Origin of the sequence: Saccharibacillus sp. CPCC 101409 (assembly GCF_030518235.1) — a bacterium.
Classification (GTDB): Bacteria; Bacillota; Bacilli; order Paenibacillales; family Paenibacillaceae; genus Saccharibacillus.
Window position 1 is genome coordinate 60,190 of sequence record NZ_JAULSA010000003.1, and the last position, 18,327, is coordinate 78,516.

Sequence of the window (18,327 nt, forward strand, 5' to 3'; positions counted from 1 at the left end):
TTCTTTTTTTTGATTTTTTATGATTTGAAATGGCTTGTTACATTTACATTAACCTAGTGCAGTTGCTCTTGATACAACAAACCTAAACTTTACTCTCCTCTCCACCTATGAGCAAACTAAAATTATTCTAGATTGAATAGAGTGTCTTTAATCAAAATAGAAATTTTAAATTTAGGAAATGAAAATAATCCTATCAAAATAAATATCTTTAAGTAAACAAAGTCGGGTAGTCCTCGATCCACAAAAGATAGTATCCGCAAAGGGACCAGCAGAAAAAAGCATTGAAGCGACTAAGAAAGTATCGCTAAGTCTGACAGAAGAAATATCAGAAAAGAGCGAAGCCGAATGCAAGGAACACAATCAATCCCGTTCGAAGGTAATTCGCAATATTCTGGATTCGTACTATTAGCAGTAATTCTACTTGAGACGGCGTTGCTGTCACAGTCGGTAAAGCGTGAACGATCACGACCCTCCTATATTATTTGTACGCAAACTTGAAGATGAAGCGGTAACGCTTGAGCTTAAAGAACCGCTTATTCTTACGATAACCTCCGGTCATTTTCATATAGCATTATGCGAAGAGGATTCGGTAATATTTCCTAATATTTACCTTTCGGAAGAATATTCACACAGCGGAAAAGTCAGAAGATTCCCTGCAACACTGGCATTTTTAGCAAATAGAATTTTCCTGACACCTATTCCACCTCAACCACTCGAACCGTCTCGCCCTTCACCAGCACCGGCTGATAATAATTTTTCTCCGGCAGATCCTTTTTCCCCTGCAAACTCTTAATGACCCAGTCCGCCGCGTCGCGGCCCATCTGTTCCTGCGGGTGCGTCAGCGTCGTCAACTGAATATTCGCGTTTTTCGCCATATACGAGTTGTCCTGGCCTACGATCGACAGTTCATCCGGAATCGAAATTCCTAGCTTTTTGCATACGTTGACCACTTCCAGCCCGACCTCGTCGTTGTAGCACACCAGCGCCGTCAGTTCGTCCCGGTGCTCGGTCAGATACGCTTCCAGGCTAGCATACAGGTCCGGCTTGCTGTCCGTATCGAACGACAGGACATGCTCGTGCCGGAACCGCAGCTTGTCTTCGCCCAGCGCTTTAATGAACCCTTTCATCCGAAACTTCCCCTGCAAATCGTCCATTTTCGCGATGATCCCGATCTGCGTATGCCCTTTGCCAATCAGCTCGCGCGTGGCGAGATAGCTCGACTGCACATCGTCCAGACAGAAGAAGGGGACTTCCAGCTCTTCGTAATAAGCGTTAATCATCGTAAAAGGGACATCCTGCTCTTTAAACGATAAATAATACGCGATATTCGGATTGTAGACGTTGCTGCGGGTCGGTTCCACGATCAGCCCGTCCACCCCGTACGAAAGCATCATCTCCAGCGCTTTGCGTTCCTGGGCGATATCGTTGTTGGTGCTGGCGAGCAGCAGCGAGTAGTTGTCTTCGTTCAACCGGCTTTCGATCCCGCGGATGATGGAAGGAAAAATGTAGTCGGAGATGTACGTCGTGATGACCCCGATCGTTTTATTCGAAGACTTCGCCCCCGATTTCGACCGGTACTGGCTGCTCACATACGTGCCCGACCCTCTTTCGCTGCGCAGGAAGCCTTCGTTCGACAGCTCCAGCAGCGCTTTTCTCACCGTCTGCCGGCTTACATCGTAACTTTCCTGCAAAGCGAATTCCGAAGGAATCTTCTCGCCCGCCTTATACGTTCCCGTGAGAATATGGCTCTTGATATCTTCGATAATCACTTTATATTTGGGCTTCATCGGATTCACTTCTTTCATCATTCACTCAAAAGTTGTACGTACACATCTTATCACGAATCAACTAATTAGCCAACGAGCCTGAAAGATGTACGCTTAAAAGGTTTATAGGAAGCCGATTACACATACGGGGCCCATTCCTTCTCCTTCCCTCCCCAAAGGTAGTTATCCTACACTTTAAGGTCTTAAGCAGGTAGAAGAAGCGTCCAAGCGGAGGGAGGGGTTGAGTGGAAGAACGAAGTGTTCGCCTTTGACTTGGGGAAGCTCCCTTATTCAAATCTAATCCGGCTTCCCCAAGTCAACACGCGACTGAAACCAACCCCTCCCGCAGCTCCCCCAGCTTCTCTACCGAACAGGATCTTAATGTTAGTATAACTACCGAACTTTATTGACAAATGTACGTACAAAAAATATACTAAAACTGTTCATTGTTGAAACCGTATTCTTTTGAGCAAAACCCGGCGAAGACGCGCCTGGCCGACGACGGGATCGGCAGCCGCGCGCGGCGCGAAGGGATCGCCATACAGCCTGTAAACGGAAAGGGGAGTTCTGCAAACATGAGTCATACCCAATGGAAAGAAGCGATTGCCGGCGCAGACACGTCGCTCGGCATCGAATTCGGCTCGACCCGGATCAAAGCCGTCCTGATCGACCGGAAGTTCGAGACGATCGCTTCGGGCAGCTACGAGTGGGAGAACCGGCTGAAGGACGGATACTGGACGTACGACCGCGAAGAGATTATCAAGGGTCTCCAGGCCGCTTACCGCGAAATGAAGCAGGAAGTTCAGCAGAAATACAGCGTTACGCTGCAAACCGTCGGTTCGATCGGCTTCTCGGCCATGATGCACGGTTATATGGCGTTCGACCGGGAAGGCGGGCTGCTGGTGCCGTTCCGCACCTGGCGCAACGCGACGACCGGAAATGCGGCGAAAGCATTGACGGACCTGTTCCAATTCAATATCCCCGAGCGCTGGAGTATCGCCCATTTGTACCAGGCGATCCTGAGCGGCGAAGAGCATGTGCCGAATATCGGCCATGTGACGACGCTGGCGGGCTATATCCACTGGCTGCTGACCGGCGAGCAGGCGATCGGCATCGGCGACGCTTCCGGCATGTTCCCGATCGAAGAATCTTCGCACAGCTACCACCCGGCGATGATGCGGCAGTTCGACGAGCGGATCGCAGACAAGAACTATCCGTGGAAGCTGGAGAGCCTTCTTCCGAAAGTGTATCTCGCGGGCGAACAGGCCGGCGCGCTGACCGAAGACGGAGCGGCCCTGCTCGATCCCGAAGGCGATCTGCGGCCCGGCATTCCGCTGTGCCCGCCGGAAGGCGACGCCGGAACCGGCATGGTGGCGACGAACAGCGTCAAGAAGCGTACCGGCAACGTTTCCGTGGGCACGTCCGTGTTCGCGATGATCGTGTTGGAAAAAGAACTGTCCAGGCTGTACCCCGAGATCGATATGGTGACGACGCCGGACGGCAGTCCGGTCGGCATGGTGCACGCCAACAACTGCTCCAGCGATCTCAACGCCTGGGTAGGGTTGTTCCGCGAATTCTCCGAAGCGATGGGCTTCGGCGCCGATTCCGGCAAACTGTTCGGCGTGCTGCTGAGCAAAGCTCTCGAAGCCGACCCGGACGCCGGCGGGCTGCTGAGCTACGGCTACCTGTCGGGCGAGAATATCACGGGGCTTGAGCAGGGAAGACCGCTGTTCGTCCGTTCGCCGGAAAGCCATTTCAACCTCGCCAACTTTATGCGCGCGCATCTGTTCAGCGCTTTCGGCGCGCTCAAGCTCGGCATGGATATCCTGACCGAGAACGAGCAGGTGGCGATCGACAGTCTGTTGGGCCACGGCGGTTTGTTCAAGACTCCGGTCGTCGGGCAAAAAGCTCTGGCCGCCGCGCTGAACGTACCGATCTCGGTCATGTCCACGGCCGGCGAAGGCGGGGCCTGGGGCATGGCGCTGCTGGCGTCCTACATGACGAACAAGGAACGGGAAGAAAGCCTGGAACGGTTCCTCGGCGGCAAAGTGTTCCGAGACGTAGAAGGAGAAGAACTTGCGCCGGACGCCAAAGATGTCGAAGGATTCCGCGTGTTTATCGAGCGCTATCAAGCCGGCCTTGCGATCGAGCAGGCGGCTGTGGATCATCTGAAATAGAACCATCCGAAATCGAACAGGAGTGAATGCAATGCTGGAACAGCTGAAACAAGAAGTGTACGAAGCGAACCTGGAACTGCCGAAGCACGGCCTGGTGAAGTTCACCTGGGGCAACGCGAGCGCGGTCGACCGGGAAAGCGGATTGTTCGTCATTAAGCCGAGCGGCGTGGATTACGAGCAAATGAAGCCGAGCGACATGGTCGTCGTGGATCTGGACGGCAGCGTGGTCGAAGGCGACATGCGTCCTTCGTCCGATACCCCGACCCACGCCGTGCTGTACAAGCATTATCCGCAGATCGGCGGCATCGTGCATACGCACTCGAATTGGGCGACCATCTGGGCGCAGGCGGGACTGGACGTTCCGGTGATGGGCACCACGCACGCCGACACCTTCTACGGGGCCGTGCCGTGCGCGAGATTCCTGACCCAGGAAGAAGTGGATCGCGGGTACGAAGCGGAGACGGGACGCGTGATTATCGAGACGTTCGACAAGCTCGGCGTGGACGTAATGGAGATCCCGGCCGTGCTGCTTCAAGGACATGCGCCGTTTACCTGGGGCAAAGACGTCAAGTCGGCGGTCGTGAACAGCGTCGTACTGGAAGAAGTGTGCAAAATGAATCTGTACGCGCGCCAGCTGAACCATTTTGCCAAAGAGCTGCCCCAGGGCATTCTCGACAAGCACTATCTGCGCAAGCACGGGAAAGACGCTTACTACGGGCAGAAGTAATTTCGATTCGAAGCGAAGCTCAACCATTTATGAAAAGAGGATGATGAAGATGACAGCAGATAAACAGTTTTGGTTCGTCGTGGGTTCGCAGCATTTGTACGGGGAAGAAGCGCTGGCCGAAGTCAAAGCCCATGCTCAGGAAATGACCGACGCGCTCAACAGCAGCGGCGTGCTGCCTTATCCGCTCGTGCTTCAGGACCTGGCCGTCAGCGCGGACAAAATTACCGAAATCATGAAAGAAGTGAACTACCGCGACGAAGTCGCCGGAATTATCACCTGGATGCACACGTTCTCGCCGGCCAAGATGTGGATTCGCGGCACGAAGCTGCTGCAAAAGCCTTTGCTGCATCTGGCGACGCAGTATAATGAGAGTATTCCATGGGCGACGATCGACATGGACTTTATGAACCTGAACCAGGCCGCGCACGGCGACCGCGAATACGGCTTTATCAACGCCCGGTTGAACAAGCAGAACAAAGTCGTCGTCGGGTACTGGAAGCGTCCGGAAGTACAGAAGCAGATCGCGGACTGGATGGACGTCGCGGCTGCGTATAACGAAAGCTTTGGCATCAAAGTCGCCCGCTTCGGCGACAATATGCGCAACGTGGGCGTCACCGAAGGCGACAAAGTCGAAGCGCAGATCCAGTTCGGCTGGACGGTGGATTATTACGGCATCGGCGACCTGGTCGAAGTCGTGAACGCCGTGACGGAGCAGGAGATCGACAAGCTGATGGCCGAATACGCCGATCTGTACGAGTTCGATTACGGCACCAACAGCAAAGAAGACTGGGAAGCGAGCGTCCGCATCCAGGCGAGCTACGAGATCGCGCTCAAGCGTTTCCTGGACGAGAAAGGCTATACCGCCTTCACGTCGAACTTCGAAGACCTGCACGGCATGAAGCAGCTTCCGGGCCTGGCCGTTCAGCGCCTGATGGCGCAGGGCTACGGCTTCGCCGGCGAAGGCGATTGGAAAACGGCGGCGCTCGACCGTCTGATGAAGATCATGAGCCACAACGAGAATACGGGCTTCATGGAAGATTACACGTATGAAATGGCGGCCGGCCGGGAAGCGATTCTCCAATCGCATATGCTGGAAGTCGATCCGTCGCTGGCGAGCAGCAAGCCGAAAGTCGTCGTGTCCCCGCTCGGTATCGGCGGCAAAGAAGATCCGGCCCGCCTGGTGTTCGACGGTAAAGCCGGCGACGGCGTCGTCGTGTCCATGATGGACCGCGGCACGCACTACAAGCTGCTGATCAACGAAGTGACCGCGTTCGAACCGACCGAACCGGCTCCGAACCTTCCGGTCGCGCGCGTGCTGTGGACGGTGAAGCCGAACTTCCAGGACGGCGTCAAAGCCTGGATCGAGAACGGCGGCGGCCACCATACCGTCGTATCGCTGAACCTGACCACCGACCAGATCGTGACTTACGCGAAGCTGGTCAATCTGGAGTACGTCGTCATTAAATAAGCTTTTGGTTTGATTTCAGCGTGAACGAGAGAACCGTTTTCCGGAGTAACGACGCACGCGTCGATCCGGAACGGTTCTCTTTTTTATGGGTCCGAAGATCGCTTTTGTTGATAACGATTACATTTTAAATTTGATGCAAAAGTATTGACAGCCACCGTTTGATAAAGATAATGTATGTAGACCGATTGATATAATTTTCGAAGGAAGTGTCTGGGGTGAGTGAAAAGTCCAATGCTAAAGAGGCCATCGTCAATACGGCAGCGAGACTGTTTTTTTCACAAGGATATCATGCGACCGGCTTGAATCAGATCGTGAAAGAAAGCCAGGCGCCTAAAGGGTCGTTATATCATTATTTTCCGCAGGGCAAAGAAGAGCTCGCGCATGTATGCATCCATAAAACGAACGAGCATATTTTGCGGAAGTTCGAAGAAACGTTTGCCGCGCATGCGAATACGGCGGAAGGGCTTCAGCAGTTCGTGCGCGATATGGCGGATGAAGCGGAAGCGGCCGGATTTACCGGGTTTATGCCGTTCAGCTTCTGGGCCGCCGTCGAGACGTCCTGCATCAGCAGCGATCTTCGCGCGGACTGCCAGAGCGTGTTCGCCGACTGGCAGGTCGTCATTACGAAGCACCTCGTCTTGGACGGCATGAGCGAAGAACAGGCGCGGAAGACTTCGCTGCTGGTCGTCGCGTTGATGGAAGGCGCGCTCATCATCAGCCTGACGAACCAGAGCAAGCAGCCGCTGCTTGCGGCCGCCGACCATTTGGCGGCTGTGGCGAAGCATGTGCAGGGCACTCCGTAACGCGTATCAACAGAAAGTTCGAGATGTTCGAGGAGGATGGAAGAGTGGAAGGTTCAATGAAAGCCGATTCCGCAGGAAGCCGGCAGGATATGAAGCAAGAAAACCAAACGTACAAAGTATTTCCGATCCTGTTCGCGATGCTGCTGAGCGGATTTATCGGCCTGTTCGGGGAAACGGCGCTCAACGTGGCGCTGACGCCGCTTATGTCGATGCTCGAAGTCGGGCCCACGACGATTCAATGGCTGACGACCGGCTACCTGCTCGTCCTGGGGATCCTGGTGCCGGTATCCGGCATGCTGCTGCAGTGGTTCAGCACGCGTCAATTGTTTACGACGTCGCTGATCTTCTCGATCGCCGGCACGCTCGTGGCCGCGCTTGCGCCGAGCTTTGAAATTTTGCTGCTGGCGCGCGTGCTGCAGGCGATCGGTACGGCGCTGCTGCTGCCGCTCATGTTCAATACGATCCTGGTTATTTTCCCGATCGAAAAGCGCGGCGCCGCCATGGGCCTGATCGGCCTGGTCATCATGTTCGCGCCGGCCAGCGGCCCGAGTATCTCCGGTTTGATCCTGGCCAACCTGAGCTGGCACTGGATCTTCTGGATCTCCCTGCCGTTCTTCATCCTCTCGCTGGTGTGCGGCCTGCTGTTCCTGCCGAATATCTCCAAGCTGACTAAACCGAAGATCGACGTGCTGTCGATCGTGCTGTCCACGCTCGGCTTCGGCGGTATCGTCTACGGCTTCAGCAGCGCGGGCGGGCATGGCGAAGCCGGCAGCGGCTGGACGAGTCCGATCGTGATCGGCACTTTGGCGATCGGCGTATTGTCCCTGCTGCTCTTCAGTATCCGCCAGCTTAAGATGAAGGAGCCGCTGATGGACCTGCGTGCGTTCAAATACCCGATGTTCACGCTCGGCCTGGTGCTGATCTTCATCTCCATGATGATGATGCTCTCGTCGATGCTGATCCTGCCGATGTACCTGCAGCAGGGCATGGCGGTTACGGCGCTGACGGCCGGTCTGGTCCTGCTTCCGGGCAGCCTGCTCAACGGCCTGCTGTCCCCGGTCATGGGCCGTCTGTTCGACAAATTCGGTCCGAAATGGCTGGTCGTCATCGGCCTCGCCATCGTGGTGGTCGTGCTGTTCATGTACACGGGCATCAATCCGGCAACGACGCTTGGCACGATCATCACGCTGCATATCTTCATGATGGTCGGCATCTCCATGATCATGATGCCTGCGCAGACCAACGGTCTGAACCAGCTGCCGCGCGAGTATTACCCGCACGGCACGGCGATCATGAACACGCTCCAACAGGTATCCGGCGCGATCGGAACCGCGGTGGCGGTCAGCATCCTGAGCGCCGGCCAGGCCCGCTTCCTGAGCGGGATCGCGAATCCGGAAAGCCCGGAGAACAAGCTCGCCGGATTCACGTCGGGCGTGCAGGGCGCGTTCGTGTTCGCGATGGTTCTGGCGATCGTCGGCCTGATCGTGTCGCTGTTCGTGAAGCGCGTCAAAGTCGGATCGGCGGCGAAATCGCAGGGCCCGATGCATTAATCATTAATCGGCCCGCGTTGTCCAAAAGTACGTTCAAGAGCGATGCTTCTCCCATCGAGGGAAAGCATCGCTCTTTTTGCTTCGCGCTTGGGTTTTAGGCGGCCGATTAAAATATTGCAAACCTTGATAACGCCATGCTAAGATAGATACATAACCCTATTGAATAAAGTAACTTTAATCAAAAAGGAGATATAAATTTGAAGTCCAACCCGATCAAAGTCGACGTCTCCAACAAACAAGGACAATTAGGCTTCGTTTTTACAAAAGGAGGGCTGCGGGAAGGCGCCGGCAGAAAAAGCATCGGCGTGACGAAGAAAGTCTCGCTGACCCTGACGGAAGAAATCTGGGAGAAGATCGAAGCCGAACGCGAGGAGCACAACCAATCCCGTTCGGAGATCATTCGCAGCATTCTGGAGTCGTACTATTACCCTATCAACACTAAAGGTAAGGCTACGCCCACCTAAATCGCGCTTAAAGCGTGTGCGTTTAAGGCGAACGTAAACCTCTGATTAAGCGTTGACAAGGTACTATTCGCAGTAATTCTATCCGAGGCGGGTGAAGACTTTGCGGGTTGAACTGGCAAGAGATTCGCTGATCCATGCGCTCCAGCACGTGGTCAAAGCCGTGGCGGGCAATAGTCCGATGCCGATCCTGCAGGGGATCAAGATTCAAGCCGGCGCGGAAGGCGTGACGTTTACGGCAAGCAGCGGAAGCCTGACGATCCGGTTTACGCTTCCGCAGGACGGCGCGTCCGTGACGGTGGCGAGAGCGGGAGCGATCGTGATCCCTTCGACGTATTTTTACGCCGTTATTCGCAAACTCGACGACGAAAAAGTGACGCTAGAGCTCAAAGAACCGCTGATCCTCACCATCTCTTCCGGGCCTTTTCATATGCGGTTATGCGGAATGGACCCGGCGGAGTTTCCCGATCTCGGCCACGCGGCGGAACGTTCGTCCCGCACCTTTCGCATGGATAACGCTTTGCTGAGATCGGCGGTCAAGCAGGTGGCGGCAGCGGCGTCGGCATCGGAGAACAGGCCGGTGCTAACGGGAGTCCTGTGGGAGTACGACAGGGATTCGCTCAGCCTGATCGCAACCGACGGAATCCGTCTGGCGTCCCGGGCCGTGCAGATGGAGAACGGCCCCGGCAGCGGCTTCAACGTCATTATTCCGGCCAAAAATCTGCAAGAAATCTCCCGGATGCTGGGCGACGAAGACGCAGCGGCGGAGATTGAGGTGGGGGACAGCCGAGTAAAGTTCACGGCCGGCCGTTTGGAGGTAGAGTCCACGCTGATTCGAGGGACTTTTCCGGCCGTGAGAAGCGTGATTCCCGAAAATGTTCTGTCCGAAATCTTCGTCGATACGGTAGCCCTGTTCAAAGCGGTCGAGCGCGTCACTATCCTGGCCGGCGGGAATACGATCCGTCTGGCGGCGGCCGCGGAGCGTTTGCGGCTGTCGTCCCGGACGGCGGAGGTAGGCGATATCGAACACGAAGTGCCTCTGCTGGAGATGAGCGGCGAAGCGTTTGCGCTGTCGCTGAACGGCAGGCTGCTGCTCGAACTGCTGCGCGGCAGCGACTGCGGGCGGACCCGAATCCGGTATGCGGGCAAAAATACGCCTCTCGTGATTCTCCCGGACGATCCGCTCAAGTCCAGCCTGTATCTGATCACCTCGGTCCGGACGCCGGAATAATGCTTTTGCTGTTTGGTTTTCAACCTTATTTGTAAAAAGGAGCCGATTCCCATGCGCTTAACCCTGAACTGGATCACCCTTCGCGTTCGCGATCTCGAAACGTCTCTCGCTTTTTACCATGACCTCCTCGGTCTGCCTATCCAGCGCCGCTTCGAAAGCCGGGGCAAGCTTATCGCCATGCTGGGTCCGGAAGGCCAGCCGAAGATCGAACTGATCCAGGGCGGCGACAAGGCGGTGCGGCCGGACAGCGGAATTTCGGTCGGTTTCGAAGTGGAGTCCGTGGACGCGGCGATCGAAGAACTTCGGCAAAAAGGCATCCCTGTCGCCCGCGGTCCGATTGAGCCCAATCCGCATCTGCGCTTTTTCTATATCCTGGACCCCGACGGCTTTGAAGTGCAGCTGGCACAGCATCGCTGACGAATAGGCTAATCGGAAAGCTGTTTCGTTTCTTGCCCGACTCCTCAACTTTTCTTCCGGTAACTTAGAGGCGTTTCTCCATATCGCTGCTTGAACAGCTTGTAGAAATAGCTCGAATCGCTGTAGCCGATCTCGTATGCGATTTCGGCGGCGGACAGATCGCTTTCTCGCAGCAGTTTGCGAGCAACGCTCAGGCGTTTGTCGTTCAAAAGTTCAAGAAATCCTTTGCCTAGCTCCTGCCGGATCTTGAGCGACAGATAATTTTTGTTGTACTGGAATGCTTCGGCCAACGACTCGAGCGAGATATCGCGGTAGTGCCGGTCGATGTGATGGACGATCTCCATCAGCTTGGGGTTGGCCGGGTTCCGCGTGCCTTCCAGCGCCCACTTCTCCAGCTCGCGGCTGATCTCGTAGCTGAAGACCGAGAAGTAATGCTTGATGATTTCCTCGCGAAAAGGCTTCCAGCCGAAATGTTCGATCATCATGCCGCGCAGAACCTGCAGAATCATCGCATTCTCGGAGGCGTCGACCAGCAGGAAATTATGGTAAACCGATTTCTCGCGAATCGCGTTGACCAGAAACTCGCTGAAGATGGAATGCGCTTGAGCCGCCTCGAACAGAATGCTGGTGGACAGGAAGCTCTCGTGTACCAGAATATTGATCAGAATATCGTCTTCGCCGATTTCGTCCACCCGGTGAACCACATCCTTGTCCATGACTACGATGTGGTTCTTTTTCAGGTTGATCTTCTCCTCGTTGATATACTGCGTGCAGCTGCCCGAATACATGTAGTTGATCTCGACGAAGTCGTGCGTATGCGCCGGGATCGGAGAGAAGCGCTGCTGCTTGTTGATGAAAATATTGCCGTCCAGAAAAAAGGCTTCCTTGGGAATTTTGGGGACGCGCTGTAGAGCATAAGGCAAATTCAGTTCGTTGATATTCAACTTGTCCGCAAGCTGCAGGCGCTCGATCTCCGTATGCCGAAACAACTCCTCGTCTAGCGTTCGTACATTCACTCTCCACCCTCCTCATTTGAAACACATTGCAAATCGATTTCGCGGATCTTTCAAACAAACATGAATAAAGACCATTCTTACATAATTTAATACCATTCGATGTGGATTATATTTAGATTATACTTGGTTTTGTAAGCGGTTAACAAGAAATAAGGAAGGAATGAGATCAATGAACGGCTGGATATGGTTTCCCGGCGATTTTGAGATTTACCATATGATGAAGCAGAACTTCAGCCGCGAGGAACGCGGTTTCGACTGGCCGGCCTACTGGTATGCGTCGGGCTGGAATCATAAGATCGAGTTTTCGCGCATTTATGAACTGGCGGAGCAAACGACGTTTACGGCATATGTACGCGGCAAAGGGTACATCGCGGTCAAGCGCCGGCTGCCGGACGGAAGCAAGCAGGTCAAGAAATATCCGTTCGGCCAACAGGTGACCTGTGCGCCCGGCAAAGTAGAGATCGAGGCGGTGGTCGCCCATCTGGAGGGACTGCCGAGCGTGCTAGTACAAGGTCGGGTGATTGCTTCCGACGAATCATGGCTGGCGTCCAATCACCTCGAACATGAACTACCGGCAGGCGTAAGCGAGCTGTTTACCCGGCCGGAGCAGGACCCGGCGGTATTCCCATACGCGCATGAGCTGAAAGAGCCGATCGCGATCGAACAGGTAAACGGAGGACGGCTGCTGGACTTCGGTTACGACGTCACGGCGGCGACGCTTCTTACGTTCAACGCCGAATTTAAAGCGGTTACGCTCTGCTACGGCGAGAGCCGGACGGAGGCATTGGACGTGGAGGACTGCTATCTCAGGCAGAACATCCGGTCTTCGGACGACCACGGACTGGAACGGATCGGGGAGCTTACATTTGCCACGCGGCTTCGGGCTTTTCGCTATATTTTCCTGCCCGGGATCGAGGACGATTCGGTTGTCGTCACGGCGGATCGCCAGTTCGTTGACTTCGGTGGAGTGAGCGAATTCCAGTCTTCGGACGAACGACTGAACGAGATCTGGGCGGTCGCCGATCGGACTTTCCGCGCGTGCAGCGATATTTTTTTCCTGGACGGGATCAAGCGGGACAAGTGGGTCTGGTCGGGCGACGCGTATCAGAGCTATTTTATCAATCCGTATACGTTCTTCAACAAAGAGATCGTCGAGCGGACCATTGTGGGACTGCGCGGCGGCGAGCCGTTCCGGCAGCATCTCAACACTATCGTCGATTACTCGCTGTACTGGCTTATCAGTCTGGAGGACTATTACAACACCTTCGGCGATCTGCGGTTTCTGGAGACGGTCTATGCCAAAATGGAATCGCTGCTGGACTACTGCTGTCGGCAGATCGACGAACGCGGGTTCATCTACGGCCGGCCCGGCGACTGGATTTATATCGACTGGGCGGAATTCGACAAGCTGGGACCGCTGTGCGCGGAACAGATGCTGCTGGCCCGCGCGTACGAGAGCGTGATCGTCGTTCGCGGAGCGCTGGGAAAGCCCGCGTTCGACCTGGAGGAGAAGCTGGCGGAGTTGAAGACCAACATCGAGCGGTTCTACTGGGACGAGGAGCTGGGCGGCTATATCGACAGCTACGAATCCGGCAGCAGAAACGTGACCCGGCACGCCAACATTTTTGCCGTTCTGTTCGGTTATGCGGAAGGAGAGAGAGTGGAGACGATCAAGCGGCGCGTGCTGCTGAATCCGGACATCCCCGCCATTCATACGCCGTACTTCAAGTTCTGGGAGCTGGAAGTGATGGCGAAGATCGGCGAATACGCTTATGTGATCGAGCAGATCAAGTCTTACTGGGGAGGCATGCTGGACCAGGGTGCGACGACCTTCTGGGAGTATTACGATCCGAGCGAGACGGGACCGGAGAAGTACGCGATGTACGGAGACAAATACGGTAAGAGTCTCTGTCACGCCTGGGGCGCGAGCCCGATCTACCTGATCGGCCGCTATCTCCTGGGCGTCCGGCCGACGGCGCCGGGATACGCGAGCTTTGAAGTCGCGCCGCGGACCGAGCTGCCGGGCGAGCTGACCTGCACGCTGCCGGTTGGAGCGGGAAGCGTGACAATCGAGCGGCTTCGGGAGCGGCTGACGGTGACCGCGAGCGCCGCCAGGGGCGTCCTGCGCCTGTCGGACCGCGTTGTCGAGCTGCCGCCGGGACAGGCCGTAAGCGTGACCTTATCAGGATCCTATCAAAGTTAGAGGAGAATGAACATGGACAAAGCAAATGAAAAGCTGTCGGGAAAAGATTGGTTTCTGGCCAGTATCGCGGGGATTGCTTCGTATCTGGACGCCGCCCTGCTGGTCAGCGCCGGCATTGCCCTGGCAATCTGGTCCGATCACTTCGGGGTCAACGCCTGGTGGACGGGAGTCATCAGCACGACGCTGACGCTGTCCGTGGCAATCGGTGCACTGCTCGGCGGACGGCTGTCAGACAAATTCGGACGCGTACGCGTGTTCAACATCGACATTCTGCTGGTGGCCGTCGGCAGCCTGATTATCGGCTTCGCCGGCAGTCTGGAGATGCTGCTGGTCGGGCTGGTCATTGCCGGGCTGGCTTCGGGAGCGGACCTGCCGACTTCGCTGGCCGTCATTACCGAACGCGTCGCGCCCGAACGACACGGCAAAGTCATTACGGTGACTGGCATGTTCTGGATTCTCGGCATTCTGCTCTCGCAGGCGCTGGGCTTCGCCACCGCGACGATGGGCATGACCGGCACGCGGCTGCTGTTTATCTGGATTGCCGCCGTGGCGCTCATCAACTGGGGCATGCGGGTATTCTCGCGCAGGTTCCGCCAGGTGGAGCAGGAGCTGTATGAAGAAAATGCGCACAAGAACGCTTCGACCCAGCCGGAGACGAAGCTGTCGATTCGAACTATTTTTGCTTCGAAAAGGTACCTGCTGCCGCTGCTGTCCGTGACCGGCTTCTATCTGTTCTGGAATATTCCGGCCAACACTTGGGGTTCATTCGTCAACTACTTCCTCGTGACGATCAACGGCCGTTCGCAGTCGTATTCGACGGCGCTGGGTTTCTTCGCCAACGCAGCCGCGATTGCCGTTCTGTTCTTCATCTACATGCGCTTCGCCGATACCAAGCACCGCTATACCATGATGAACATCGGCCTGCTGTTGTGCACCCTGTCCTTCGTCGTATCCGGTATCTTCGGCGCGACGTCCTGGATCGTGTTCTCCATCGCTTATTTCGTTTACTCCGCCTGCAACAATCTGCACGGCGAGTCGATCTTCAAGATCTGGACGCAGGCCTTCTATTCGCCGGATATGCGGGCCAGCGCCACGGGCGTGTCGATCGCGATCGTGCGCATCCTGACCGCCGTCTGCTCCGTGTTCACTCCGGTCATCATGAATTATTCCCCGAATCTGCTGATGTGGCTGCTCGTCGCCTCACTGCTGATCTGCTGGATCTTCGCCGGCGTTACGATCCGGATGGTGAGAAAGTACAATATCGCCGATCCCGGCATCAAAGGGCCGGAGCCGAGCGCAAGCGCGAGAGCAGCGGCGCAGAAGTAATGTTAAAATCACACCTCCCATCCAACTTTCACTCAACGCTCTAAAAAAGAACCGAAGCCCGATAAACATCGGCTTCGGTTCTTTGCGCTTGACGTTTGCTGCTCACCACGGTATGACGCTGCCGCGTTTCGTAAAAGTGCCGGTCGGCCCGTCCTTGCCGATCGTCGCCATCGGTACAACGGCATTGACACCCGCTGCTGGACCGTCTGATGGCCTTGCCCGGTAAGACCGGTTCGAGTCGGCCTGGATCGACGGCGTTTACCAGAATATCGGGTAGTCCTTTGGCATACTGCAGGGTAAGTATCGACGCGGCCGATTTGGACGAACTGTAGGAGAGCGTGTTGACCTTCGACGCCAGCGTTTCGGGATTCGTGACCATGCAGAAAGAGCCGAGTCCACTGCCGACATTTACGATAACCGGAGCGTCCGAACGGCGAAGCAGAGGGAGAAAAGCATGCGTCACGCGCACGATGCCGAACACATTCGTTTCATAAGTCTGGCGAATGTCGTCCACGGTGATGTCTTCGGGTGGCTTGTGCGCGCCGGTAATGCCGGAGTTGTTAATCAGGACGTCTAGCCGGCTTTCCTGTGCCAGAATTTCCGCGGCGGCATTCACGGAGTCCGTGTCCATCACGTCTAACTGAACGAACCGGGCGCCCAGCGTCTCGGCGGCCTGCCTGCCGCGCTCCGCGTCGCGCGCCCAGATATAAACGCTATGGCCCAATTCGATAAGACGCCGCGCACTTTCAAAGCCCAATCCTTTATTGACTCCAGAAATTAGGGTAAGCGTCATTTTGCAGAGCCCCTTTTTATCAGCGATTGATGTAAAAGGATGCTTACACGCTGGCAGAATGAATGTAAGTTTTTCATTACATTCAGGCGCAAGGGTAGGCTATAATAAACGCAAAGGCCGAATATAGAGAACGGAAGAAGAGATACCATGTCTGAACGGGAAGGAAGCTATCATCACGGCGACCTGCGGGAAACGCTGGTTCGCACCTCGCTGGAGTTGATTTCGGAGGTCGGCATCAGCGGTTTCTCCGTGGCCAAGGTGGCGAAGCGGGCCGGTGTGTCGTCGGGCGCGCCTTATCGTCATTTTCCGCATCGCGAGAGTCTGCTGATGGAGACGGGGCTGGCTTTTCTAGCCAGGTTGTCGGCGGAAATGCGTGCCGCGGCCGAAGCCGCCGGCGACGATCCCGTGGATCGACTGGCTTCGACGGCCGGCGCTTATGTGCGGTATGCTATCGACCGGTTTATCGGCGTTGAACTGTTTGCCGCGCTCAAAGGAATGGAATTCGTCGATTTTATCGAGGGAAAACGCGAAATGGTCCGATTCCTGTTCGCGTTGGTGCAGCAAGCGCGACCTGGAGCGAGATCATCGAATTGATGGAGGCGATCAGCCAGGGCTTCTCCGATATGTACCATCAGGGGGATGTTCGCGCATACGAGGATTGGCAGAGAGGAGATTGACGGACGGGCCGTCGCTGCTGTGCGGCATCTGATCAGAGGCTGGGAGTTGCGGGAACGCTGATCAGTTCTTGAGTTAGCAAGCGGATTTCTTTAGAATGGGGAAACGAGCATCGCAAATGGGGAGGGATGAGGACTTTGGAATTCAACGAAGTGATTCACGGACACCGTTCGATTAGAGCTTACGAGGATCGGGAAGTCGGCCAGGAAGTGCTGGACCGCATCCTGGAAGCCGGCATTCGGGCATCGTCCAGCGGCAATATGCAGTCTTATTCGATCGTGGTTACACGGGACCCGGAGCTTCGGCAGAAGCTGTACACGCCGCATATGGACCAGTCGATGGTGCTGGACGCGCCGGTTCTGCTGACGTTCTGCGCGGACTTCAACCGGATGCGCAGATGGCTGGAGCTGAACGACGCGCCGGTGCATTTCGACAACTTCATGAGCTTTATGATCGGGGCGATCGACGCGACGCTCGCTTCGCAGAACTGCGCGCTGGCGGCGGAGAATGAAGGGCTCGGCATCTGCTACATGGGCTCGACGCTGGCGAACTGCGACCAGATCGGCGAGATCCTGAATCTGCCGCCGAACGTCGTGCCGGTCGTCGGCTATTCGCTGGGCTACCCGGCCGAATCTCCCGCGCTCCGCGACCGCCTGCCGCAGCAGGGACTGGTGCATGACGAGCAGTACCAGGACTATTCGGACGAGCGCATTCAGGAGATCTACAAGGACCGCAACGAAAAAGGCTGGAAACGCTACATGGACGTGCCTCATCTCAAAGAAATGACCGAACAGCTGGGACTGAAAAACCTTGCCCAGATCTACACGATCGCCAAATACACCAAAGAATCGCACCTCGACTTCTCGCAGACGGTGCTGAATTATTTGGAGACGCAGAATTTTATGAAGAATGGGGATTCGGAGTAAATCGGAATCTGCCTGTCGTTGGACGGTTCTCCGTATGGAGAATCGTCTTTTTTGATGGCCGGACCGTTTTACGGCCGGGGCTTCCCGGCTTCCGCCCGCACCATCAGCTCTACCGTTTCGGCTATCGATCTTCTCAAACCGGCCCGGTCTTTTTCCGCATCGGAAGCGCCCGAAGAGCCGAAAGGGTTGGTCGCCGTCCAGGCGGTGGCCAGCGTCATGATCGACGTCAGCAGGAACTTCGGCGAGAACGCGGAGCCCGTGCGGCCGGAGTCCTGCGCCTGCCGGATCTGCTGCATCTTCTGCTCGTGCACTTCGCCGCGCTCGGGGCGGCCCGATATCGGCTGCTCCAGATTGGACCACATGAGCAGCCGCATCAGCTTAGGATTGTCCATGGCGAAGTCGAACACCCTGGCCGCGTAATCCGGCAGGTCTTCGGGCGTAAACGGAATCGCGTCGAACGCGCGGTCGATATATTTTTGCAGCACGGTCGCGAACAGCGTTTCTTTATTTTCAAAATACACGTAGATCAGGTTCTTGTTGAATCCGGCGGTCTTGGCGATGCGATCGACCCGGGCCCCGGCGATTCCGTAAGCGGAAAATTCGTCCATGGCGGCGGTCAGGATCAGCTCGCGCGTCGCTTCGGCATTTCTCATATTCAATCATCCTTATTGAGGGCGTGTCTTAAAACTCGCTGACGTGCATCTTTAGCTGCCTTTTCGCCCTCTAAATGAACCGTACTTAAAGCGTGTACGCTTCATTCAATGCCTGCGTCACATTCCCTTGACGTG

Annotated in this window: 16 protein-coding genes; 12 read left to right on the forward strand and 4 right to left on the reverse strand. The window is 55.8% G+C overall.

From position 1 onward, the window contains the following. Positions 1-695 precede the first annotated feature (695 nt). Positions 696-1,787: a GntR family transcriptional regulator gene (locus QWJ34_RS08175; RefSeq protein ID WP_302726823.1), complete on the reverse strand. Its 1,092-nt coding sequence runs from the start codon at positions 1,785-1,787 to the stop codon at positions 696-698. Positions 1,788-2,341: 554 nt separating this feature from the next. On the opposite strand from QWJ34_RS08175, the gene QWJ34_RS08180 reads away from it, so the two are divergent. From QWJ34_RS08180 to QWJ34_RS08215, 8 genes are all read left to right on the forward strand, one after another. After that, positions 2,342-3,943: a xylulokinase gene (locus QWJ34_RS08180; protein WP_302726824.1), complete on the forward strand. Its 1,602-nt coding sequence runs from the start codon at positions 2,342-2,344 to the stop codon at positions 3,941-3,943. A 31-nt stretch (positions 3,944-3,974) separates the two neighbouring features. Next, positions 3,975-4,670, forward strand: a complete 696-nt coding sequence (locus QWJ34_RS08185) for an L-ribulose-5-phosphate 4-epimerase (protein ID WP_302726826.1) — start codon at positions 3,975-3,977, stop codon at positions 4,668-4,670. Between the two features lie 49 nt (positions 4,671-4,719). Further along, positions 4,720-6,138, forward strand: coding sequence for an L-arabinose isomerase (araA, locus tag QWJ34_RS08190; RefSeq protein WP_302726828.1), 1,419 nt, complete (start codon positions 4,720-4,722; stop codon positions 6,136-6,138). A gap of 215 nt (positions 6,139-6,353) precedes the next feature. Then, complete coding sequence (locus tag QWJ34_RS08195) at positions 6,354-6,941, forward strand: TetR/AcrR family transcriptional regulator (RefSeq protein ID WP_302726830.1); 588 nt, start codon at positions 6,354-6,356, stop codon at positions 6,939-6,941. Between the two features lie 89 nt (positions 6,942-7,030). Next, complete coding sequence (locus QWJ34_RS08200; RefSeq protein WP_302726832.1) at positions 7,031-8,491, forward strand: DHA2 family efflux MFS transporter permease subunit; 1,461 nt, start codon at positions 7,031-7,033, stop codon at positions 8,489-8,491. 197 nt (positions 8,492-8,688) lie between these two features. Continuing rightward, a complete protein-coding gene (locus tag QWJ34_RS08205; protein ID WP_302726833.1) occupies positions 8,689-8,955 on the forward strand; it encodes a ribbon-helix-helix protein, CopG family in 267 nt (88 codons plus the stop codon). A gap of 100 nt (positions 8,956-9,055) precedes the next feature. Further along, positions 9,056-10,183, forward strand: coding sequence for a DNA polymerase III subunit beta (gene dnaN / locus QWJ34_RS08210; protein ID WP_302726835.1), 1,128 nt, complete (start codon positions 9,056-9,058; stop codon positions 10,181-10,183). Positions 10,184-10,234: 51 nt separating this feature from the next. Further along, positions 10,235-10,600, forward strand: a complete 366-nt coding sequence (locus QWJ34_RS08215) for a VOC family protein (protein ID WP_302726837.1) — start codon at positions 10,235-10,237, stop codon at positions 10,598-10,600. Positions 10,601-10,644: 44 nt separating this feature from the next. On the opposite strand, the gene QWJ34_RS08220 is transcribed toward QWJ34_RS08215, so the two are convergent. Beyond that, positions 10,645-11,616 carry an AraC family transcriptional regulator gene (locus QWJ34_RS08220; RefSeq protein ID WP_302726839.1) on the reverse strand — a complete coding sequence of 324 codons (972 nt, stop codon included), beginning with the start codon at positions 11,614-11,616 and terminating at the stop codon, positions 10,645-10,647. Between the two features lie 169 nt (positions 11,617-11,785). Here QWJ34_RS08220 and QWJ34_RS08225 point away from each other — a divergent pair, with 169 nt between their 5' ends. Together QWJ34_RS08225 and QWJ34_RS08230 are read left to right on the forward strand one after the other, a co-directional pair. After that, positions 11,786-13,819, forward strand: a complete 2,034-nt coding sequence (locus QWJ34_RS08225; protein ID WP_302726841.1) for an alpha-L-rhamnosidase-related protein — start codon at positions 11,786-11,788, stop codon at positions 13,817-13,819. 12 nt (positions 13,820-13,831) lie between these two features. Then, positions 13,832-15,145: an MFS transporter gene (locus QWJ34_RS08230; protein ID WP_302726843.1), complete on the forward strand. Its 1,314-nt coding sequence runs from the start codon at positions 13,832-13,834 to the stop codon at positions 15,143-15,145. 40 nt (positions 15,146-15,185) lie between these two features. Here the strand turns inward: QWJ34_RS08230 and QWJ34_RS08235 are convergent, their stop codons facing one another. Continuing rightward, positions 15,186-15,938, reverse strand: a complete 753-nt coding sequence (locus QWJ34_RS08235) for an SDR family NAD(P)-dependent oxidoreductase (RefSeq protein ID WP_483314253.1) — start codon at positions 15,936-15,938, stop codon at positions 15,186-15,188. A gap of 147 nt (positions 15,939-16,085) precedes the next feature. Between QWJ34_RS08235 and QWJ34_RS08240 the strand changes: the two genes are divergently transcribed. Together QWJ34_RS08240 and QWJ34_RS08245 are read left to right on the forward strand one after the other, a co-directional pair. Continuing rightward, positions 16,086-16,532, forward strand: coding sequence for a TetR/AcrR family transcriptional regulator (locus QWJ34_RS08240; RefSeq protein WP_302726844.1), 447 nt, complete (start codon positions 16,086-16,088; stop codon positions 16,530-16,532). A 218-nt stretch (positions 16,533-16,750) separates the two neighbouring features. Continuing rightward, complete coding sequence (locus QWJ34_RS08245; protein WP_302726846.1) at positions 16,751-17,539, forward strand: nitroreductase family protein; 789 nt, start codon at positions 16,751-16,753, stop codon at positions 17,537-17,539. Positions 17,540-17,607: 68 nt separating this feature from the next. Here the strand turns inward: QWJ34_RS08245 and QWJ34_RS08250 are convergent, their stop codons facing one another. Continuing rightward, entirely contained in the window at positions 17,608-18,192 is a 585-nt protein-coding gene (locus QWJ34_RS08250) for a TetR family transcriptional regulator (protein WP_302726847.1), read from the reverse strand. Positions 18,193-18,327: the final 135 nt, after the last annotated feature.

Bases quoted from the DNA above. Each gene is read 5' to 3' on its own strand.
- QWJ34_RS08175 (WP_302726823.1), bottom strand. From the start codon at position 1,787: ATGAAGCCCAAATATAAAGTGATTATCGAAGATATCAAGAGCCATATT.
- QWJ34_RS08180 (WP_302726824.1), top strand. From the start codon at position 2,342: ATGAGTCATACCCAATGGAAAGAAGCGATTGCCGGCGCAGACACGTCG.
- QWJ34_RS08185 (WP_302726826.1), top strand. From the start codon at position 3,975: ATGCTGGAACAGCTGAAACAAGAAGTGTACGAAGCGAACCTGGAACTG.
- araA (WP_302726828.1), top strand. From the start codon at position 4,720: ATGACAGCAGATAAACAGTTTTGGTTCGTCGTGGGTTCGCAGCATTTG.
- QWJ34_RS08200 (WP_302726832.1), top strand. From the start codon at position 7,031: ATGAAGCAAGAAAACCAAACGTACAAAGTATTTCCGATCCTGTTCGCG.
- QWJ34_RS08215 (WP_302726837.1), top strand. From the start codon at position 10,235: ATGCGCTTAACCCTGAACTGGATCACCCTTCGCGTTCGCGATCTCGAA.
- QWJ34_RS08225 (WP_302726841.1), top strand. From the start codon at position 11,786: ATGAACGGCTGGATATGGTTTCCCGGCGATTTTGAGATTTACCATATG.
- QWJ34_RS08230 (WP_302726843.1), top strand. From the start codon at position 13,832: ATGGACAAAGCAAATGAAAAGCTGTCGGGAAAAGATTGGTTTCTGGCC.
- QWJ34_RS08235 (WP_483314253.1), bottom strand. From the start codon at position 15,938: ATGACGCTTACCCTAATTTCTGGAGTCAATAAAGGATTGGGCTTTGAA.
- QWJ34_RS08240 (WP_302726844.1), top strand. From the start codon at position 16,086: ATGTCTGAACGGGAAGGAAGCTATCATCACGGCGACCTGCGGGAAACG.
- QWJ34_RS08250 (WP_302726847.1), bottom strand. From the start codon at position 18,192: ATGAGAAATGCCGAAGCGACGCGCGAGCTGATCCTGACCGCCGCCATG.